The sequence below is a fragment of the Pseudoduganella rivuli genome, assembly GCF_009674485.1.
GTDB lineage: Bacteria > Pseudomonadota > Gammaproteobacteria > Burkholderiales > Burkholderiaceae_D > Rugamonas > Rugamonas rivuli_B.
Window position 1 is genome coordinate 248,797 of sequence record NZ_WKJJ01000001.1, and the last position, 20,784, is coordinate 269,580.

At 63.0% G+C, this 20,784-nt stretch carries 10 protein-coding genes; 3 read left to right on the forward strand and 7 right to left on the reverse strand.

Annotated elements, in window-relative coordinates; genetic code table 11:
- Positions 1 to 77: 77 nt before the first annotated feature.
- Complete coding sequence (locus GJ700_RS01015) at positions 78 to 1,145, reverse strand: helix-turn-helix transcriptional regulator (protein WP_154370791.1); 1,068 nt, start codon at positions 1,143 to 1,145, stop codon at positions 78 to 80.
- 57 nt (positions 1,146 to 1,202) lie between these two features.
- Entirely contained in the window at positions 1,203 to 4,097 is a 2,895-nt protein-coding gene (locus GJ700_RS01020; RefSeq protein WP_154370792.1) for a TonB-dependent receptor, read from the reverse strand.
- A gap of 33 nt (positions 4,098 to 4,130) precedes the next feature.
- On the opposite strand from GJ700_RS01020, the gene GJ700_RS01025 reads away from it, so the two are divergent.
- A complete protein-coding gene (locus tag GJ700_RS01025) occupies positions 4,131 to 4,775 on the forward strand; it encodes an RNA polymerase sigma factor (protein ID WP_154370793.1) in 645 nt (214 codons plus the stop codon).
- Positions 4,772 to 5,773, forward strand: a complete 1,002-nt coding sequence (locus tag GJ700_RS01030; protein WP_154370794.1) for a FecR family protein — start codon at positions 4,772 to 4,774, stop codon at positions 5,771 to 5,773. Before GJ700_RS01025 ends, GJ700_RS01030 begins: the two co-directional genes overlap by 4 nt.
- A gap of 39 nt (positions 5,774 to 5,812) precedes the next feature.
- On the opposite strand, the gene GJ700_RS01035 is transcribed toward GJ700_RS01030, so the two are convergent.
- Positions 5,813 to 6,829 carry a glycoside hydrolase family protein gene (locus tag GJ700_RS01035; RefSeq protein WP_229506719.1) on the reverse strand — a complete coding sequence of 339 codons (1,017 nt, stop codon included), beginning with the start codon at positions 6,827 to 6,829 and terminating at the stop codon, positions 5,813 to 5,815.
- Between the two features lie 201 nt (positions 6,830 to 7,030).
- On the opposite strand from GJ700_RS01035, the gene GJ700_RS01040 reads away from it, so the two are divergent.
- Positions 7,031 to 8,590, forward strand: coding sequence for an alpha-N-arabinofuranosidase (locus GJ700_RS01040; protein ID WP_229506720.1), 1,560 nt, complete (start codon positions 7,031 to 7,033; stop codon positions 8,588 to 8,590).
- 77 nt (positions 8,591 to 8,667) lie between these two features.
- Here the strand turns inward: GJ700_RS01040 and GJ700_RS01045 are convergent, their stop codons facing one another.
- From GJ700_RS01045 to GJ700_RS01060, 4 genes are all read right to left on the reverse strand, one after another.
- On the reverse strand, positions 8,668 to 13,674 hold the full coding sequence (locus tag GJ700_RS01045) for an OmpL47-type beta-barrel domain-containing protein (RefSeq protein ID WP_154370795.1): 5,007 nt from the start codon (positions 13,672 to 13,674) through the stop codon (positions 8,668 to 8,670).
- Positions 13,675 to 13,846: 172 nt separating this feature from the next.
- A complete protein-coding gene (locus GJ700_RS01050) occupies positions 13,847 to 14,809 on the reverse strand; it encodes a family 43 glycosylhydrolase (RefSeq protein WP_154370796.1) in 963 nt (320 codons plus the stop codon).
- A gap of 170 nt (positions 14,810 to 14,979) precedes the next feature.
- Positions 14,980 to 15,618: an NF038129 family PEP-CTERM protein gene (locus GJ700_RS01055; protein ID WP_154370797.1), complete on the reverse strand. Its 639-nt coding sequence runs from the start codon at positions 15,616 to 15,618 to the stop codon at positions 14,980 to 14,982.
- A 12-nt stretch (positions 15,619 to 15,630) separates the two neighbouring features.
- Positions 15,631 to 20,619: an OmpL47-type beta-barrel domain-containing protein gene (locus GJ700_RS01060; protein WP_154370798.1), complete on the reverse strand. Its 4,989-nt coding sequence runs from the start codon at positions 20,617 to 20,619 to the stop codon at positions 15,631 to 15,633.
- Positions 20,620 to 20,784 lie beyond the last annotated feature (165 nt).

Genomic DNA, 20,784 nt, shown 5'->3' on the forward strand with positions numbered 1-20,784 from the left:
ATCAGTTGGATCGCTGAAATTGGTTATCGATAACATTTTTTTATGCTTCAGCTTGCTTTTTTTATCGTCCGCTCGGGCTAGGCCAGCACGCCGTTGAGCAAGACCCGCACCAGTTCGCTCTGCCTGCTGACGCCGGTCTTCGAAAAGATCGCCCGCAAATGCGCGCGCCCTGTATTGCGCAGGATGCCCAGCTTGCCGACCGCTTCGTCCAGGCTCAGGCCATTGAGCAATTCGATGGCCAGGTGGGCCTCGGCGGGCGTGAAGTCGAACAGCTGGCGCGCGATATCGTGTGCCGGCTCGGCCAGCGTATCGGGGTCGCGCAGGAACAGCGCCACCGCCGGCTGCGACCGTCCATCCGGCGCCACCGCCGGCGGGAAGCCGCGCACCACCGCCGCCAGCTTGCGCCGCCCCGAAGGCCGGCTCAGGCACATGGCCGCGACCTGCTTCGGGCGCTCGCGCGCATTGGCCAGCAAGCGTTGCAATTCGCGTGTCTCGGCCACTGTGCCGGCCGCCAGGCGCTGGTCGACCAGCCGCAGGCCGTCGGCGCTATCGAGCATCTGGCTGGCGGTGGGATTGGAGCGCAGCAACCGGGCCGCGTCGTCGAGCACAATGACGCCAATATTGAGCCGTTCCAGTCCCTCCTCATAGATTTTCAGTTGCAGCGCATTGCCGTTCACATGTGACGACAGCATCAGCGCCTGCTTGATGTGCGGCACAAACACGGCAAGCCGCTGCTTGTCTTCGCTGCGGAACGGCGGCATGGGCTGGCGCCGCTGAAGACGCAAGCGCGCCAGGGTTCCCGCCGGGGTCGCGATATTGACCCCCATGACATGTCCGGCGTCCGCCGGCAAGCCATGCGTGGATTCATCACGGAGCAATTCACTGCCCTGCCACTGCGTATCCGTCATGAGGTCCGACGCCAGCATTACGCGTTCCGGCGGCACGTCCATCAAGGGATCGAACTGGCGCCACTGGCCGCCGGCCGGCACGCACACGTGGTAGCCGGGATCGCTCCCGGTGCACGGCCGCACCACGATCGCCGCGTCCGCGACGTGAAAATACTTCACCATCAGCGTAAGACAGCGGCGCCACGGGTCCGTTTCCTGGACCGATTGGTAAATCGCATGGATCGTCAGGTTGAACATGCGCTCGTCAGCCGGAGATGAGAATGAAGGTGCGAAAGCCATGGCGTCGGATGACCGTCAAAACACATAGCGCATTTGTGCGCCGTATCGCTTGTTCAGCGGTACATAATTCATTTGATTGTGGGTGGAGCCGTAGTGCTGCTCGATGCGGGCGCCGGTAATATTGGCGCCGTCCAGCACCAGCGAAAGATGCTTGCTGATGTCATAGGCGATCGAGAAGTCCAGCGTGCCGAATGGCCGGGCGAAAACCGGCACGCCCTGCGCGCCCGACGAACTGGTGGTCGCCACCAGGCTGCCGCGGTGGTTGTAGGCGAGGCGCGCCTTGAATTTGCCCCGTTCGTAGATACCGGCCAGGTTGCAGCTGTTTTTCGACAAGCCCAGCAGCGGTACGCTCCGGCCGGCAACGGAGGACGGCGCCTGCGTATTCACAAAGAGACAATTCGCCTGCAGGCCGAGGCCATTGAATGGCGCCGGCAACCTGTCGAAGAATTGCTGGTAAGCGAATTCAATGCCCTTGATCCTGGCGAGGCCCGCCTGCCTGAAGGTCGCGACGTGATACTCTTCACCATTGATCATGCGCGTTTCGGCCGCAGTCTGGATCAAGCCGCTGACCAGTTTGTAGAACATGCCGACCGCCGCCATCCCTTTGACGCCGAAATAGTGTTCCAGCGACCAGTCGGCATTCCTCGACGTATAGGGCATCAAGTCCGGGTTGCCTGCCTGGGCGTCATGCTGGACCGGGTTGGATATCCTCACGGCCGCGCTCAGGTGGGCAAAATTGACCTGGCCCATGGTTTTCGAGGCCCCCAGCCTGAACAACAAGTCGTCCCGCAAGCGGATAGTGGCATTGAACGATGGCAGCACGTCATGGCGCGTCGAATCGCTGGCCAGCAACACCAGCGCGCCGGCCGCATTCGCACCATACGATGCGCCATGCAGCGCGGTGCCGACATAACGCAGGCCCACATTGCCGCTGACCGGCTTGCCGCCGACGTCCGTGGTGTAATTGAACTTCACGTAGGCCGCCGTGGTCTTTTCATGATTGAGCTGGTCATATTCCGGCATGTTCGCGTCCACCGCCGGCAAGCCGTACAAGGCGCGCAGGGCCACCTGCCGGCGCACCGCGTCGGATGAAAACGTTGGGTAGGGCCCCACCTCGCGCGACTGGGCAGCCGGTACCTGATGCAGCAGCGCCGGGTCGGCCGCCGCCAGCGTGGCGTCGCCGTGGCAGCCATCGATGCAATACAGGTGGACGAAACCGGCGGTCCGGCGCGTATAGTCATTGACGCGCAATCCGAAGTCGGCCGATTGGATCACGGGGTGGCCAAAGCGGTAGTTCGCGTCAACCACGGCGGCGGTATTTTCCTGCGTCCCGTTGGCGGCAATGGAGAGCAGGTACGCGGGACGGTAGCTGGCGGGATCGGCGAGGTCGATGCCGGATACCGACAGGTGCGACGGCGAGCCTTCGTTGACCTCCAGGCGCATCAAAGGAACACTGGCGTTCATCCCCCATTCGAGCAGGGTATTGCGCACCGCCGTGTCAGTGTGGCTGAGGCGCACGCTGATGGCCTGCACGCCATCGCCACTATCGCCATTGCCGTTATCCCACTTCCCGCCAATGTCATACAGCCGCACATTCCTGCCTTCATTGCCGACGACGGACGCGTTCGACATTGTGTTGCCGGTAAACGTCCCGCTGCGCAAGTTGTCGCTGCCGTCGCTGTTACGGTCGCCCCACAACGTGTAACTGGTGGTCGGGGCGCCAACATAAAAGCGCGCCGTCTGGAAGCGCTGGTCCAGCAGATAATTGACGCCGACATGGTTGGCATACAGGCTCACGTTGGCGGCGGGGCGCCACTGGAAGGCGGCAACATACGTGTCGCGCGCACGCTCGCCGTTGTGGCCATTACCGGTGAACATGCCGATCGGCAGCGTGACCGCCCTGCCCGAACCCGCATAATTGGCGACCAATTGGGGCCGCTCCAGTTCATCCTCGGTCAGGCCGAACACGCTGCCGGCATGCGCAACGTTGACCAGCACGCCCATTTCACCGGCGTCCGTCTGCCAGCGCTGGCTGACCAGCCCGGACGCCTGCGCCAGGGTCTTGCTGGCAAAACCCGGCGCCATCTGGTAGTTCGTGGCTTTCACGGCCACGCTGGCCATGGAACCCTTGGCATCAAATGGCTGGCGGGTACGGATATTCAACGTGCCGCCCAGGCCGCCTTCGATATCGCTGGCGGAAGAGCTCTTGCTGACGTCGACACCGGCCAGTACTTCGGCCGACACGTCTTCGAGGTCGAGGTTGCGGCCATTGTATTCGCCGGACTGCGCCTTGGCGCCATACACTTCCAGCCCGTTCAGCAAGACTTTGGATTGCCGCAGGCCGCGAATCGTGAAAGCGCCGCCCTCCTCCAGGTAGCGCACTACCTGGACGCCGGGAATACGCTGGGCCGCCTGCCCCGCATTCTGGTCCGGCAGCCTGCCGATGTCGTCGGCGACGATCGCATCGACGATCGCGTCGCTGTCGCGCTTCCTGTCACGCGCGCTTTCCGGGCCGGTGCGCAGACCGCTGACGATCACGGTGGCCGGATCGTTTGGCGGTTCCAGCGACACCTTGGGTACGGTGCGCGCCGGCGCCGGCGTGGCCGGACGATAGATCAGCAGCGCATTGTCGCCGCCACGCATGATCTGCAAAGGCGTCCCCTGGAGCAGCAAGGACAAGGCAGCCTCCGGCGCCATCTTCCCTTTGACCGCCTTGCCCACCAGGCCATCGACTTCGGCCACGCTGTACAGCAGCTGCACGCCGGACTGCGCCGCATACCGGTCGAGCGCCATTTTCATGTCGCCGGCGGCAATATTGAATTCCCGTGCCGGCGACAGCGCCATGGCATCGTGGCTCACTGCAAGCAGGAACGTGATGGCCACCCTGGCAACATTGGAAAGTTGTCTCATGTATTCTCGTTATAAAGGCAGTCCTTTTAACCTATGACGGAATACGCCGAGAAATCCCCCATCCGTCGCCCCACTTATTTTCAACAATTCGCAAAAAAAGTGTGGCATGCTATTTACATGTCTCCCGATTTACATGAAGCGCTGGACACGTGGTTTGTTCAAGAAGTGCTGCCCCTTGAACCCATGCTGACCGGCTTTCTCCGGCGTCATTGCCACGAAACCGATGACATCGTGGACCTGCGCCAGGACGTGTATGTCCGCGTGTATGAGGCAACTGAAACGGGCTTGCCGGATCATCCCAAAGCGTTCGTCTTCGCTGTTGCCAGAAATTTACTGATTGACCGGGCCAGGCACAAGCAAGTCGCCGCCATCGTTACGCTGGCGCCGTCCGATGACCTGCCGGACCATGTCGATGAATTGTGCCCCGAGCGCCATGCCATCGGCCGGCAAGATGTTGCGTGCCTTGAACAAGCTTTTTCCGACCTGCCCCCGAAATGCCGCGAAGTCGTCGAGTTGCGCAAGATTGCAGGCATGTCGCAGCGCGACGTGGCGGCCCGCCTGGGCGTCACCGAGGGCACCGTCGAAAAACAGATTGCGAAAGGCATACGGTTTCTCACGGCCGCACTTGGCGCACATCGCGGCAAAGTGAAGACCATCAGCGAATCCGAGGTTGCATGAGCAAGCATTTAAAAATTGAGCAGCAAGCGGCGGCGTGGCTGGCAAGGAAAGATGGCGACCGATGGTCCGCCGAGGAACAGGCGCAACTCGACCAGTGGCTCGCATTGGATACGGCCCACCGGGTCGCTTACTTGCGACTGGCCGCCGGCTGGGCCAAGGCGGACTTTCTGGCGCCTGGCGCGGCGGCGCGGGCCGCACCGCCGGCTCCTGCCGATCAAGCCACGCCGGAAGTGCAACGCAGGCCCCTGCCCCGCTTTTCGCAGTGGCGCATCGCCGCAGCCATGCTGGTGACGGTGGGCGCTGCCGCGGGCCTGCTGGCCACGCGGGACGACGTATCTGAAGTCCGCTATGAAACCCGGCTCGGCGCCCACCAGACGCACGCGCTGAAGGATGGCAGCCAGCTCACATTGAACACCGCCACGCTGCTGCGCGCGCGGGTCAGCGGGAGCGAGCGCACGGTCTGGCTCGATCAGGGGGAAGCGTATTTCGACATCGCGCACGACACCGCCCACCCGTTCGTGGTGAATGCCGGCGCCAACAGGATCACGGTGCTGGGCACCAAATTTACCGTGCGGCGTGACGCCGGCGGAACCAGTGTGGTGGTGGTCGACGGCCGTGTCCAGGTTGAAAATGCGCAGGGTTCCGGCCAGCCGCCGGTGCTCCTGGTGAAACACCAAAAGGTCGTGGCAACCCCGGCCGCCATGGTCAAGTCCGACGAAAGCGATGCCAGGATCGAACAAATGCTGAGCTGGCGCGAAGGCAAGCTGGTTTTTGACCAGGTCACGCTGGACTACGCTGCCAGCGAATTCAACCGCTACAACAAGAAAAGGCTGGTGCTGGCCGATGCGGACGCGGCCAGGATGAAGATCGGCGGGCGTTTCGATGCCGGCAATGTCAAGGGCTTTGCCAGCCTGCTGCAGCGCGGTTTCGGCCTCGACGTGCGCGAGACCGATGACACGATCACGGTCGGCAGCCGCCGGCCGGGGCGCGCGCCTTAGCCGGACAACGCCGTGGCGCGGGACGGGGCGCCTCGGTGGTTATGGCGACGGGGCGCGGAGCGGGATAGCGACATCCGCGTCGCGGTTGACCTCCAGCTTGCCGTCCTTGTAGACCAGCTCCGCCACCTGGATGACGGTGCGCTGGTGCCAGCGGGAATCATTGGCGGCTTCCGCCTCATTCTTTTGGTGGACGAAATAGTAGATGAATGCGCGTTCGCCATCGACCACCACATCCGCGTGCTGTCCCGCGGCCCGGTCGGTCGCCTTGCGGCCCGGCTCGGCCAGGAGGTAGCCAGGCTGCTCGGTCCAGTTCAGTGCATCGTCGGAGCGTAACACCATCAAGCCTTTCCACACATCGGCAATCAGCCAGTAATATCCGTTGAACCGGAATGCCTTCGGCCCCTCGCCCCTGGTTGGATTGACCGGCTGCTCGCTGATCTTCGTCCATGTGCGCAAATCCTTGCTGTCTGCCGCCAGAATCCGGCTGCCGGCGCGATCGTCCTTGTACCACATGCGATAGCCCTGCCCCACCTTCATGACGCTCGCGTCAATCAGGCGGCCCGAGTTCGGCAGCTTCAGCGTGCTTTCGCAGTCCCATTTGGCCAGGTCGGTGCTGGTGAGGTGCTCGATGCGCACATCGGCCCCGGCTGCGCCCCAACGGTGGAATATCCCCGGCACGACGGTCAGCCACATGTGGTAGACCCCGTTCTCATAGTACAGTTCGGGCGCCCATTGCGTGACATCGGTGCACTCCTTGGGAAAATCCACCGTCCCCTGGTACCGCCATTGCAAGCCATCGCTGGACGTGGCGACGCCGATGGCGGTGCCGTGTACCCATGCCACGTCATCCGGATCGGGCAACTTCATCGTGGCCCGGCGGTTGGTGTAAAACATTTTCCAAAGCTTCGCCGTGCGGTCATAGATGATCGAAACGTCGGCGGCGCCATCGTATACCGGGTCCCGGTACAGCGGTTTGGGCGCAACGGCGGCGGCATAAGCCCCGCCGGAAAAAGCGATTGGCAGGGCAACCACCAGTATGGATAGAAGTGTTTTCATCAATCTCTTGGCGTTTTACTATGAGGAAATTGTTATCGATAACCCACTTATCGTAAGCCAAATTCCGGTTCGCCGCCATGGAAAACTTTTCGCATGATCTAGTCTGAACGGACGATGCGGCCCGCCGCCGAAATCCCTATTATCCGGCTTTGTTATCGATAACTCAGCTACCGCGACAACATCGCAAGGAATTCATTCGACATGAAAACAATGATAGGGAGACTGCTGGCCATGTCCGCGCTGTGTGCCGCCAGTCATGCGCTGGCGGCGACCCAGGCCGCGACGGCGCAATTGCACGCCGACCAGCCCGGCCCGACCATCCCGCGCTACATCTACGGCCAATTTTCCGAACACCTGGGCAGCGGCATTTACGATGGCATCTGGGTCGGCGAGAAATCTTCCATCCCGAACGTGCGCGGTATCCGCAGCGACGTGGTGCGGGCGCTGCGCGAATTGAAGGTCCCGCTGATCCGCTGGCCCGGCGGCTGTTTCGCCGACGACTACAACTGGCGCGACGGCATCGGCCCGCGCGACAAGCGCCCCGGGCGCAAGAACAACTGGTGGACCGGCAAGCACGAAAGCAACCAGTTCGGCACGCACGAATTCATGGACTTCGCCGAACAGGTGGGCGCCGATGCCTATATCGGCGTCAACCTCGGCTCGGCCCCGCCGCGCGACATGCGCGACTGGATGGAGTACATGACGTCCGACGGCGACAACGCGCTGGCCAACGAACGCCGCCGGAATGGCCGCGACCAGCCGTTCAAGGTGCCGGTGGTCGGCATCGGCAATGAAAGCTGGGGCTGCGGCGGCAATATGCGCCCGGAATACTATGCCGACGAGTACCGCCGCTTCCAGACCTTTTTCCACAACAATGGCCAGGCCGCGCCGGCCGCCATCCGCGTGGCGTCCGGCGCCGACCGGGAAGACTACAACTGGACCGACGTCGTCATGAAGCAGGCCGGCGCCAAGTTGGACGCGCTGTCGCTGCACTACTACACGCTGCCGCCCGCGGACTGGAAGGAAGGGGGCAAGGCCACCCGTTTCAGCAAGGAGGAATGGGTCGCCATCCTGGCCGGCGCGCTGCGCATCGACGACATCATCCGCCGGCACGCGGCCATCATGGACAAGTACGATCCGAAAAAGCGGGTCGGCCTGTATGTCGATGAATGGGGCACCTGGTACCGGAGCGATAGCGGCAAGTTCGACTGGGACTTGCGCCAGCAAAACACGCTGCGCGACGGCGTGGTGGCGGCGGCCCACTTCAACATCTTCCACCGCCACACCGACCGCGTGAAACAGACGTCCATCGCGCAAACCATGAACGTGCTGCAAGCGATGATCCTGACCGACGGGCCGAAGATGGTGCTGACGCCGACGTATTATGCGTTCAAGATGTACGTGCCATTCCAGGACGCCACCGCCCTGCCGCTGGACGTGTCGTCACCCTCGTACCGTCTCGGCGCCACGGCGATTCCGTCGATTAACGCGTCGGCGGCGAAAGGCAAGGATGGCAAGATCTATATCGGCATCGCCAACATGAACCCGGACGATAACGTGCAATTCTCCGTCAACCTCGGCACGCTCGCGGCAACGAAGGTCAGCGGCCAGGTCCTGACCGCGCAGCAGATGGACCAGTTCAACGAATTCGGCAAGTCGCCCGCCGTGGCCGCCCAGCCGTATCGGGGCGCCACCCTGGCCAACGGCGCCTTGACGCTGGATTTACCGGCCAAGTCCGTCGTGGTGGTCGGACTGGAATAAGCCAGATGGCGGCCGTGCGTACCCAGCCGCCGCCGGCCCGCGCCAACGGACGCGGGCCGGTTCACAACGCCTCTCTTTTAGAAACCGCCCTTGTACAACGCAGGGCTATAGCCGATCACGGCGCGGTTCGGGTTGGTAAAGGTCAGCGGCACGCTGACGGACGCACCCGGGGCCAGCGAGCCGCCCAGGGTGACGTACGGCGCACCGCCGGCATTGACACCGCTGGCGTTATCCAGCGTGACGCCGGACGTCAGGCCGCCCAGCAGCACCTGCAACGGCGTGGTGATCGTCGAGCCGGTGGTGTTGGTCACCGTCATGCTGCCCACGTATTTGCCGGTGGCGCGGTTCAATGTCGCCCCGTATTGCGTGAACTTCACGCTGGCGCTGACGTCGAGCGGGCCGATGTTCAGGCTGACGCTGCGCGCCTGCTCGGTGTTGCCGGCCTGGTCCACGCTCCAGTACGACACCGCGTGCGTCCCCTTGGCGCTCAACAGCACCGCGCTGCCGGATTGCTGCGCGCCGCCGTCCACCTTGAAGTAGGTGGTGGCGCCGCTTTCCCCTGGCGCGAAGTTCAAGGTCACGTCCGACGTGTACCAGCCGCTGGCAGGCGCCGCCGGCGTGCTGCTCACCGTGGTGACCGGTGCGCTCTTGTCGATGGTGACGGTCGCGCTTTTCGGCTGCTCGGTGTTGCCGGCCTTGTCCACGCTCCAGAACTGCAGCGCGTAGGTGCCATCGGTGCTGAATACCGCCGCGTTGCCGGTCTGCTGCGCGCCGCCGTTCACCTTGTAGTAGGTGGCGGCCACGCCGGAACTGTTGTCCGTGGCGCTGAAGGTAACGGTGGTGTCGTGGTTCGCCGGCGCCGTCGGCGCGTTGCTGGTGGTGACCGGCGGCGTGGTGTCCGCACCCTGCACCGTGCCGTGGAAGCGCAGTTCCGACAGGTTGCCGAACCAGGCATTGCCGTTAATAACACGGATATAGCGGTACGGTACGCCGCCGGTGACCGGCAGGGTCTGCCAATCCGCCGTCGACCCCGCAGCCGCCGTCAGGTTGGTCCAGTTGCTGTTGTCGTTCGAGCCCTGGATGACGACACCCTTGGCGCGGCCGATCTGGTCTTGCCTTGCCGCCAGTTCCACGCCGGTCAAGGTGGCCTGGTTGCCGGCCTTGAAGTCGAATGTGATGTAGCTGCCGTTGCCGGCATTATTGCTGCCGATGCGGTAATCCGAGAACGAGCCCAGGTTGCCGTCAAACAGCGCATTGGTGTTCCCCAGCGTGGTCGCCGCCGAACGGTTCACGGTCGAATCGATCAAGGTCGCGATGCTGGTCACGTTCTTGATGGTGTCCGCTTCATCCACCAGGGTCAGCCCGGTGCCGTCCGTGGTGGCGGAATTCGGATAACCCGTCTTGCCGGCCGCCGTCTTGTAATTGATGGCGAACGTCACCGCACCCGCCGCCGTGCCTTGCGGCAGGGTGGCGGTGGCCGTGAAATTGACATTGTCCGTGGTCGCCACCGTGGCCGGCACGCCCTGGATGGTCGCCGTCACGGTATTAATCGCTTCCTTGGCCGTGAACGCCACCTTGACCGTGTTGCCCGGGACAATGCGGGTGCGCAATGCCTGCGTCGACGACATCGAGGCGGTGGCGATCATGTTGACCGATTCCACCGCGCCATACAGGCGCAGCTCGGACATGTTGCCGTACCACTGGTTGCCGTTGGTGACGCGGATATAGCGGTACGGTTGCGTGCTGTTGATCGCCAGCGTTTGCCAGTCCGCCGAGCCATTGGCGGCCGGCGAAATCGTGTCCCACGTGCTGTTGTCGTTGGAGCCCTGCACCACCGTGCCATTGATGCGCGACGCGTACTGGTCCTGACGGCCAATCACTTCAATCCGGTTCAACGTGGCCTGGCCGCCGCCCTTGAAATCGAACTTGATCCAGCCGCCATAACCGGAACCGTTGACGCGCATGTCGGTCACCGAGCCAAGGTTGCTGTCGTTCAGCGTAGTGAGCTCGGCCGCCATGTCGGTTGCGTTGCGGCCGGACGAATCGCTGAGCGTCGCCAGGCTGGCCAGGCTGGCCGCGTTGAGCAGGCCGGTCTGGTCGGAGACGAACAGCGACGTGGCGTCCGTAGTGAACAAGGTTGGCTCGCCATCGGCGCCGTCGGCCGTCTTGTAGTTGATGACGAATTTCACATCGCCGGCCGGCGCGCTGCCATTCACCACCCAGGAAGCGGTCCAGTTCAGGTTATCGGTCGTGGTCACGGTGGCGGGCTGGCCCTGCACTGTCGCCACCACATTGTTGATCGCCTCGCTCGACGTGAAGTTCACCTTGACGGTATTGCCGGCCACCACCCGTTTCTTCAGCGCCTGGTCGGAGCTGAGCGATACGGCGGTCAGCTTGTTGACGGTCGGATAGCGCGTGCCGAAAATCCGCAATTCCGACAGCTGGTAAATGGCAAATGGCTGGTAGACCGGGACAAACGGCTCGATCATTTGCATCTTCAGGAAGCGGAACTTGGTATTCTTCAAATCTTCCTGGACCGGGACATCCTGCATCGGGTCCAGCCTGGTGGTCAGGGCCGGATTCAGGCGGGTCCAGTTTTCCTTGTCGTTGGAGCCGTAGATGGCGACGCCGCCGACCCGTTCGGGGAAGCCCGACACGGTGCGCATCCGGAAGTTATTGGCCGCCACCTTGAAGCCGGGGCCGAAGTCGATGTTAAAGGTCAGGTTCGGACCAAAGCCGCTGGCGCTATCCTGGCTGCCGTCCACCAGGTAGCCGGGCGACGTGCCGAGGTCCGACGCGAAGAACATGTTGCGGAAGTCCAGGCTGCCATCACTGAGCAAGGGATTGACTTCCTGCAGCCCGGCGGCCGCGGTCCGCAGGGCCGCCAGCTTCTGGTAGAACACGTCGTCGGTCGCGCTGCCAATCACGCTCATCATGTCGGCGTAGGCGGCGTTATAGGCCGGCAGTGTCGACTCCACATACGGCGTGCCCGCCTTGTAGGGCGCGGCGGCCCGGTCCACCGCCCCCTGCCGGCTCGCGTCGACAATGATGGTGATGGTTTTCATCGTCACCGTGGTGCCGTCCGAGGCGCCGACATAGAAGGTGTACGTGCCGGCCTGGGTGGGATTCCACGTAAATGCGCCGGTGGCGGGGTTGAAGGACGCGCCGGCGGGCAGGTTGTCGGCCTGGTAGGTGACGGTTTCGCCGGCGCCCGCATCGGTTGCCGAGAAATCCAGCGTGGTCGCCAGCGTGGTGCCGGCATAGCTGTACAGCGTCAGGTCCGCCGTACCCATCGTGAACGCGGGCGGCGTCAGCAGGGTGCTGGACTTGACGTTGACATGATCGACATCGACTGTCGTGCCGTTGCCGGTAAACGTCAGTGGCAGGAAATCATTGACACCGCCCGGCAAGACCAGATAGCGCCACTGGCCGTGCGTATCGGGCAACGGATAGCTGGTGCCGTAGAGGTCCATGGATGCCATGCCGTTGGTGCGGATACGGATGCCGTAATTCGTCGCGCCATAGCCATACCCGTAGACGGCAATCTTGCTGCCTGCCGGATCGGCGGTGACACGGATATAGGACGTCGCGCCGTCCTGCACGGTCACGGAGCGGTTGTCCAGCGCCGTGTAGCGGTCTTCCACTTCGCGGTAAGGATCGGTGACCGGCTTGACCAGGTATTGCGCCCCTTCGGTTTCGGCCGCCTTGGGAATCGCGATCCAGAAATCGCCGCCGCCATCCGCGCCGTCCCAGCTGTAGCCGATCCGGTTGGCGAAGTATTTGGTGAAGTTGGGCGCCCGTTGCGCCAGGTCGACGCCACGGCCATACTTGTAGTAGTAGAACAGTTCCCAGTAATTCAATCCCGACCTGCCACGATAGGACCACGACACGGTTTTATAGACAATGGTCGGGTTGCCCAGTTCGTCGGTATGCGAGGCGACCGGGACCCAGGGAATCTCGTACCCCGTCATGAACGAGCCAAACTGCTCGGCCGCGTCGAGGATGCGGTCATTGAGGAATTCGTACGGACCGACCGCATTCGCTGCGGTGGACACGGTGCCCTCCACCGGATCGACCCTGGTGTCCTGCGCCATCATCACGCGCGACAGGATTTCCGCATTGGTGAGGTCGCCGCCGCCGTGGGCCTGGTCGCGGCCCATTTCCACGTGCTGGACCTGGGGCGGCACGTCTTCGCCGGTCAGGTCGTTTTTCGTCACCAGCCGGAACAGGCGCTTGATGGCGCCGTTCTGGCCCTGGTCCACCGCGTCCTTGTTGACGGTGAACCATTCGACCGCTTTGTCATAGGTGGCGCGGTCTTCGGCAAAGACCGAACCGGTCATCGCGGCGATGGTCGTGTACAGGTGCTGGTTCATGAAGCGGCAATTGCAGCTGTTGAAGGTCTGGACCACCGGCACCACCAGGTTGCTGGTGAATTTGGCGGTGTCGTCGTCGGTCCAGGCCAGCGCGGGCGTCTGTGTGCTGGTATAACGCAGGATTTCCGCCCCGCTCACCATGCGGCTCAGCGGAATGCCGGTATGGATGTGGGAATCCGTGAAATACGCGTATTGGGCCGGGTCCATCTTCTCGTACAGCCGGATGATTTGCATGGCGTTGGCGCGATAGGTTTCGTCGCCGGTCACGTAAAACAGGATGGCTTGCGTATACACCGTGCTGGCATCGGCAATGAACGCCGAATTCATCCCCTGTGAAGCCAGGCCGTAATAGCGCGGCTGCGTGGCGTCGGAACCGTTGATGTTCTTGATCGACGGCGTCTTCGACGCGGCGCCGGACAACAGCATGTTGTTGAAATACGTGGTCCACGGTTCTTTTTGCGCCCGAACCTGGGTCCGCATGTTTTCCAGCTGGTCCCTGGTGAATCCAATGCCGGGATGCTTGAAACCGCTGGCATCGACCCGCTCGCTCAGCACCGGCTGATAGCTGGTGGCCAGCGTCTGGATCGTGTCCGCCGCGAACACGTACTGCGGCGCCGCGACCGTGCCAGCCAGTATGGCCGCACTGACCAGCATGCCCAGTATGCTGCTACGTCCGCTTTTACGTCCCTGCCTTAATGTGGTGTGCTTCATCTAGTCTCCTGTTTTTTTCGTCATAATGTTATCGATAACAATCGTGCACAAAAAAAACGGCTACTTTCCACACACGTTTTCATCGATGCTTGAATTCTAGGCAAGTGATTTTCGGAGGAGCTATGTTTTTTTGCCAAAACATTATGCAATTACGGCATATCCCCTCCCCCGGTTATTTCCCCGGCTTCCCGACCTGCGCCGGTTCCAGCCGCACCGGCACGATGGCGCCGTCGGCCCCGTATTCGAGCGGCGCATAGGTGATCGAGCGGCGCATGCTGTCCCCGCCCGGCAACAGCTTGTCGTGGTAAAACACGAAGCTCTTGCCCCCATGTTCGATGATGGCCTGGTGGTTGGTCGAGATGTTCAGGTAATCGATCACCACGCCACGGTAAGTGAACGGCCCGAGTGGCGAAGCACCGGTGGCGTACACGATCTGCCCCGGCCAGCCGGTCGAGAACGTGAAGTAATACACGCCATCGTGTTCATGCAGGAATGGCGCTTCGCCATATTTTTTCTTCGGGTCGGACGCGGGCCAGCCCGTGACGTCCACGTTCAGGATCGGACCGGCCAGGTGCGTCATGTCGGCGGCCAGCTTGACGACTTTCGGCACGCGGGTGCCAAAGTACATATAGGCCTGGCCATCCTTGTCGACAAACACGGCCGGGTCGATCGGCTCGTCGCCGGCATTGGCGTCGCGCGCCTTGTCGACCAGCGCATCGGCGCGGGCATCGGCGAAGCCGCCATCGGGCCGGCTTGATACCGCCACGCCGATCTTGTCGCCGCCCACCGGCGCATAGAAGTAATATTTGCCGTTGCGGTAAGCCGCTTCCGGCGCCCACGCTTTCGCATCGGGACGGGCCCACTTGAACACGGAAACCGACAGCGGCACACCGGCGTCGGTCCACGCTTTCAGGTCGGGCGACGTGTATAGCCGCCAGGTGGTGGAATCCCAGTATTTGCCGGAATTCGATGCGTCGTCGGTGGCGTAAACGTAAAAGCCGCCCTGGAAATAGTGCGGCGACGGGTCCGCGTTGAAGCGGGTGGAAATCGGCTGTGGAGCTTGTGCAAAGGCCGGGATGGCTGAGGCCAGCGCAAGCGTGGCAATTGCGGCGGACCGCGGAATAGTCAAGTTCATAGGCTTTCTGTGGAAGGTCAATCGGGCGGCTGAACCTGTAGGGCGGATTTGCGCAGCAAAGCCGCCATGCATGCGTCTCGGTACGGCATGCATGGCGGCTTTCGCTGCGCGAAAACCTCCCTACGGAATACTGCAAACGAGTTCCGGTATCGTGCGGCCCGTATTATCGCTCAGCCCCGATCTGCCTTGCGGCGCTGCACCGTCAGCATCAGCAGGCCAATCGCCAGCAGCATCAACGGCGCAGGTTCCGGCACCACGCCCACGCCGCCATCCGACGTCAGCGCCGCCAGGCTGCCATTGCCACCGTCCGTCACCGACGGGGTCCACAGGAACGTGGCCAGCGCGCCGGTCAGCGGATCGGTCGCACCCAGCACGGAAAAGTCGTCGCTGAAGGCGGACACGGTGAACGCGGAGATGTAGCTGGTGGCCGCGTCATAGGCGCCGTCGAAGGTCAGGTCGAACGACAGCGTGCTGCCGAAATGCACGGACTGGAACAAGTCGTTGGCCGTATCGTTGCGGAACTTGTAGCCGCCGGGCACCGTCGTCACACCCCACGATTCCGTGTAGGGGTTGCTGTCGAAGCCCGCCAGGTTGGTGACGGTGGCGGTGGCCAGCGGCACGTTGGACGAGGCGCTCAGGTTCATGTCCAGGTAGCCGCTGTTCACGCCGAAGGTGGACGTGTCCAGCGACACATGGATGACGGTCGCGGACGCCGAATTGAACAGCGCAGCCTGCGCGGCAGTCAGCATCAGTGCCGTGGCGGCATAGCGCAGCAGCGCGCCGAAGTTGAAACGGTGATTGAAACGCATGGTAAGTCTCCTTTAGAAGTTGCCTTTGTAGAGCGCAGGGGTATAGCCGATGACGGCGCGGTTCGGATTGGTGAAAGTCAGCGGCACGCTGACGGAAGCGCCCGGGGCCAGCGATGCGCCCAGGGTCACGTACGGTGCACCGCTGCCATTGACGCCACTGGCGTTATCCAGCGTGACGCCGGACGTCAGGCCGCCCAGCAGCACCTGCAACGGCGTGGTGATCGTCGAGCCGGTGGTGTTGGTCACCGTCATGCTGCCCACGTATTTGCCGGTGGCGCGGTTCAACGTTGCCCCGTATTGCGTGAACTTCACGCTGGCGCTGACGTCGAGCGGGCCAATGTTGAGGCTGACGCTGCGCGCCTGCTCGGTGTTGCCGGCCTGGTCCACGCTCCAGTACGACACCGCGTGCGTCCCCTTGGCGCTCAACAGCACCGCGCTGCCGGATTGCTGCGCGCCGCCGTCCACCTTGAAGTAGGTGGTGGCGCCGGTTTCCCCTGGCGCGAAGTTCAAGGTCACGTCCGACGTGTACCAGCCGCTGGCAGGCGCCGCCGGCGTGCTGCTCACCGTGGTGACCGGTGCGCTCTTGTCGATGGTGACGGTCGCGCTTTTCGGCTGCTCGGTGTTGCCGGCCTTGTCCACGCTCCAGAACTGCAGCGCGTAGGTGCCATCGGTGCTGAATACCGCCGCGTTGCCGGTCTGCTGCGCGCCGCCGTTCACCTTGTAGTAGGTGGCGGCCACGCCGGAACTGTTGTCCGTGGCGCTGAAGGTGACGGTGGTGTCGTGGTTCATCGGCGCCGTCGGTGCGTTGCTGGTGGTGACCGGAGGCGTGGTGTCCGCGCCCTGCACCGTGCCGTGGAAGCGCAGTTCCGACAGGTTGCCGAACCATGCATTGCCGTTCAAGACACGGATATAGCGGTACGGTACGCCGCCGGTGACCGGCAACGTCTGCCAATCCGCCGTCGACGCGGCGCCCGCCGTCAGGTTGGTCCAGTTGGTGTTGTCGTTCGACCCCTGGATGACCGTACCCTTGGCCCGTGCGATCTGGTCTTGCCGCGCCGCCAGTTCCACGCTGGTCAAGGTAGCCTGGTTGCCGGCCTTGAAGTCGAACGTGATGTAGCTGCCGGTGCCCGAATTATTGCTGCCGATACGGTAATCCGAGAACGAGCCCAGGTTGCCGTCGAACAGCGCATTGGTGTTGGACAGCGTGACGGCCGCGGTGCGGTTCACGGTCGAATCGATCAACGTGGCGATGCTGGTCACGTTCTTGATGGTGTCCGCTTCATCCACCAGCGTCAGCCCGGTGCCGTCCGTGGTGGCGGAATTCGGGTAGCCCGTCTTGCCGGCCGCCGTCTTGTAATTGATGGCGAACGTCACCGCGCCTGCCGCCGTGCCTTGCGGCAGCGTGGCGGTGGCCGTGAAGTTGACATTGTCCGTGGTCGCCACCGTGGCGGGTACGCCGGAGATCGTCGCCGTCACGGTGTTAATCGCTTCCTTGGCCGTGAACGCCACCTTGACCGTGTTGCCCGGCACGATGCGGGTGCGCAGCGCCTGCGTCGACGACATCGAGGCGGTGGCGATCATGTTGACCGATTCCACGGCGCCGTACATGCGCAGTTCGGCCATGTTGCCGTACCACTGGTTGCCGTTGACGACGCGGATATAGCGGTATGGCTGGGTGCTGTTGATCTTCAGCGTTTGCCAGTCCGCCGTGTTGCCGGCCGCCGGGGAAATCGTGTCCCACGTGCTGTTGTCGTTGGAGCCCTGCACCACGGTGCCGTTGATGCGCGACGCGTACTGGTCCTGGCGTCCGATCACTTCCACGCGGTTCAGGGTCGCCGTGCCGCCGCCCTTGAAGTCGAACTCGATCCAGCCGCCGTAACCCGAACCGTTGACGCGCATGTCGGTCACCGTGCCGAGATTGCTGTCGGTCAGCGTAACGAGTTCCGCCGCCATGTCGGTCGCGTTGCGGCCGGACGAATCGCTGAGCGCCGCCAGGCTGGCCAGGTTCAGCAGACCGGTCTGGTCGGACAGCGTCAGCGATGTGCTATCCGTGGTGAAGATGGTCGGTTCCGCATCCACGCCGGCCGCGGTCTTGTAATTGATCACGAACTTGACGGCGCCGGACGCCGCGCTGGCGTTGGCGACCCAGCTGGCGGTCCAGTTGATGTTGTCGGTGGTGGTCACCGTCGCGGGCTGGCCCTGCACCAGTACGTTGACGTTGTTGATGGCTTCCTTCGTCGTGAACGTGACCTTGACGGTGTTACCCGGAACGATGCGGTTCTTCAGGCTCTGGTCGGAGCTGATGGACACCGACGAGATCTTGTTGACCGTCTCGTAGCGCTGGCCAAAGATGCGGAATTCGCCCACTTCGAGGATCGCGTAGGTCGGCTTCACCATCTGCAATTTGAAGAAGCGGAAGCGCTGGTTCTTCAAGTCGTCCTGCACCGGCAAGGTCTGCATGTCATCGGAAATGACCGTCAAGCCGGGCGTCAAGCGGGTCCAGTTTTCGCTGTCGTCGGAACCGAACATGGCCACGCCGCCGATCCGCTCAGGGAAGCTGGCGCGCACCTGCATCTGGAACTGCGATGCCGAGGCCTTGAAGTTCGGGCCGAAGTCCATGATATGCGCGAGGTTGGGCGCATACGTGCCCGGCGCGGTCGACCAGGTGGTTGGCGTGTTATCCAGTAACAGTGGCACCACGGTGCCGAAAGTGGACGAAGTGAACATGTTCACGTAATTCATGCTGCCGTCGGCCAGCAACGGCGTCAGTTCCTGCAAGCCCTTGACGGCGGTGTCCAGCACCGCCAGCTTTTGCTGGAATACCGCATCGGTGGCGCTGCCGGCCACGGCCAGCATGTCCGCGTACGCCGCGTTGTAGGTGTCGAGGGTCGCCGCCACGTACAGCGAATTCGGCTTGTAGGCGGCAATGACGGTGTTGATGGCGGACTGGCGGTCGCCGGTCACGACGATCTTGACGACCTTGCTGGTGACGGTGGTGCCATCGGTCGTGGTGACCACGAACGAATACGTGCCGGCCTGCGTCGGCAGCCACGAGAACGTGCCGGTGGCGGTGTCGAAGGTGGCGCCGGCCGGCAAGCCGTCGGCCTGGTAAGTCAGCGTGTCGGCGCCGGCATCGGTGGCGGCGAAACTGTGGTTGATGGCGGCGGTGGAAGTGGCATAGGTGACCACCGTCAGGTCCGCGTCGCCTTCGGTGAACAGCGGCGCCGTGAAGGTACTGCCCGACACGTTGATGTGATCGATGTCGACCCGGGTGCCGCCGCCCTTGATGGTCATGAACAGCATGTCGCTCAGGCCATGGAAGGCGTCGAACGTGTAATTGATATAGCGCCACTGGCCCTTGGTGTCCGGCAGCGCGACGGTTTCGTCAAATGCTTCCAGCGATGCGACGCCATTGGTGCGGACCTTGATGGCGATGCTCTTGTTGCCGGTGCCGTAGCCCACCACGGCCAGCTTGGCGCCCGCCGACGTGGTGTTCACCTGCAGGTAACGCGCGGTCTCGTCCTGCTGCACGGTGACGTCGCCGTCCAATACGGTGAAGCGGTCTTCCACTTCGCGCAGCGGGTCCGTGATCGGCTTCATCAGCAACTGGCCGCCTTCGGCCTCGGCCGCGGCGGCCGGGATGAACAGCCAATAGTCGCCGCCGCCGTCCACGCCGTCCCAGTTGTAGCTGTTACGCATCGCGAACATGTGGCTGAAGTAAGGCGCGCGTTGCTCGATGTCGATGCCTTTGACGTACTTGTAGTAATAGTAGGGTTCCCAGGTGCTGGAGAACAGGCGGCCCCGGTAGGCGGGCGCGATCTCGCGGTACACCACGGTCGGCACGCCGTTCGCATCGGTATGCGAGGCGGTGGGAACCCATGGCGGCTGGTCGCCCGTCATGAAGCGTCCAAAGAATTCGGCCGCGTCAAGAATGCGGTCGTTCAGGAATTCATACGGTCCCACCGCGTTGGCGGCGGTGGACGCGGTGCCGTCGACCGGGTCGACCTTGGTGCCCTGCCCGTTCAGCAGGCGCGCCAGGATGCCGGCGTTAGTGATGTCGCCGCCGCCGTGCGCCTGGTCACGGCCCATTTCCACGTGCTGCACCACCGGCGTCACGGCTTCGCCGGTCACGTCATTTTTCACGACCAGGCGGAACAAGGCCTTGATGGCGCCGTTCTGGCCCTGGTCTTCGGCCGTCTTGTTCACAGTGAACCATTCCACGCCTTCGTTATAGCGCGCCCGGTTGCCCGTGAAGATATAGCCCGACATCGCGCCCAGCAGCGGATACAGGTGCTGGTTCATGAAGCGGTAATTGGTGTGCTGGAAGGTTTCGATGACCGGCGTGATCAGGTTCGTGGTGAACATCGCCGTGTCCTGGTCGGTCCATTCCAGCGCGGCCGTCTGGCAACTGGTATAGCGCAGGATTTCCGCCGCCGCCACCATGCGCGACAGCGGGATGCCGGTGTGGATGTGCGAGTCGACGAAGTACACATACTGGGCCGGATCCATTTGCGCCCAGATGCGGATGATGCGCATGGCGTTGGCGCGGTAGGTTTCGTCGCCGGTGATGTAGTACAGCAGCGCCTGCGTATAAGCTTTCTGGCCGTCCGCGATGAACTTGGAATTGAAGCCCTGGCTGCTGAACGCCAGGCTGCCCGGCTTGGTCGGGTCGCTGCCGGACGCGTTGCTGGAAGTGACGGTTTTCGACGCGTTACCCGACAACAGCATGGCGTTGAAGTGCGTATTCCACGGTTCCTTTTGCGCCAGCACCTGGGTGCGCACGTTTTCCAGCATCTCTTTGGTCAAGCCAACGCCCGGGTGCTTGAAGCCGCTCGCATCGATGGTTTCATAAATGGTGGGCTGGTATGCCGTGGCCAACGTCACGATGGTATCGGCAGCTTGCGCCGTCCCCGGCATGGCCAGCAAGGTGGTGGCCATGCCCCACACGGCCAGTGCCGAAGCAATGGTTGCCGCCAACTTCTTGGTTTGAATATTTGTCATAGGTTGTTCCCCTTTGTTATGGGTGCGCACGGACGAGCGCTACCCTGGCGCGCGGCGCCATCCTTTTTTTTGAGTCAGGTAATGCGAAGCTGTGGCTGGACCGGGATCAGCCGTTCAACCGTCTGCCGGGTGGAGCGTGGAAAGTGTTGCAGTGCAGTTGCGTGG

Bases quoted from the DNA above. Each gene is read 5' to 3' on its own strand.
- GJ700_RS01020 (WP_154370792.1), bottom strand. From the start codon at position 4,097: ATGAGACAACTTTCCAATGTTGCCAGGGTGGCCATCACGTTCCTGCTT.
- GJ700_RS01040 (WP_229506720.1), top strand. From the start codon at position 7,031: ATGAAAACAATGATAGGGAGACTGCTGGCCATGTCCGCGCTGTGTGCC.
- GJ700_RS01060 (WP_154370798.1), bottom strand. From the start codon at position 20,619: ATGACAAATATTCAAACCAAGAAGTTGGCGGCAACCATTGCTTCGGCA.
- GJ700_RS01025 (WP_154370793.1), top strand. From the start codon at position 4,131: ATGACGGAATACGCCGAGAAATCCCCCATCCGTCGCCCCACTTATTTT.
- GJ700_RS01015 (WP_154370791.1), bottom strand. From the start codon at position 1,145: ATGTTCAACCTGACGATCCATGCGATTTACCAATCGGTCCAGGAAACG.
- GJ700_RS01055 (WP_154370797.1), bottom strand. From the start codon at position 15,618: ATGCGTTTCAATCACCGTTTCAACTTCGGCGCGCTGCTGCGCTATGCC.
- GJ700_RS01035 (WP_229506719.1), bottom strand. From the start codon at position 6,829: ATGAAAACACTTCTATCCATACTGGTGGTTGCCCTGCCAATCGCTTTT.
- GJ700_RS01030 (WP_154370794.1), top strand. From the start codon at position 4,772: ATGAGCAAGCATTTAAAAATTGAGCAGCAAGCGGCGGCGTGGCTGGCA.
- GJ700_RS01050 (WP_154370796.1), bottom strand. From the start codon at position 14,809: ATGAACTTGACTATTCCGCGGTCCGCCGCAATTGCCACGCTTGCGCTG.
- GJ700_RS01045 (WP_154370795.1), bottom strand. From the start codon at position 13,674: ATGAAGCACACCACATTAAGGCAGGGACGTAAAAGCGGACGTAGCAGC.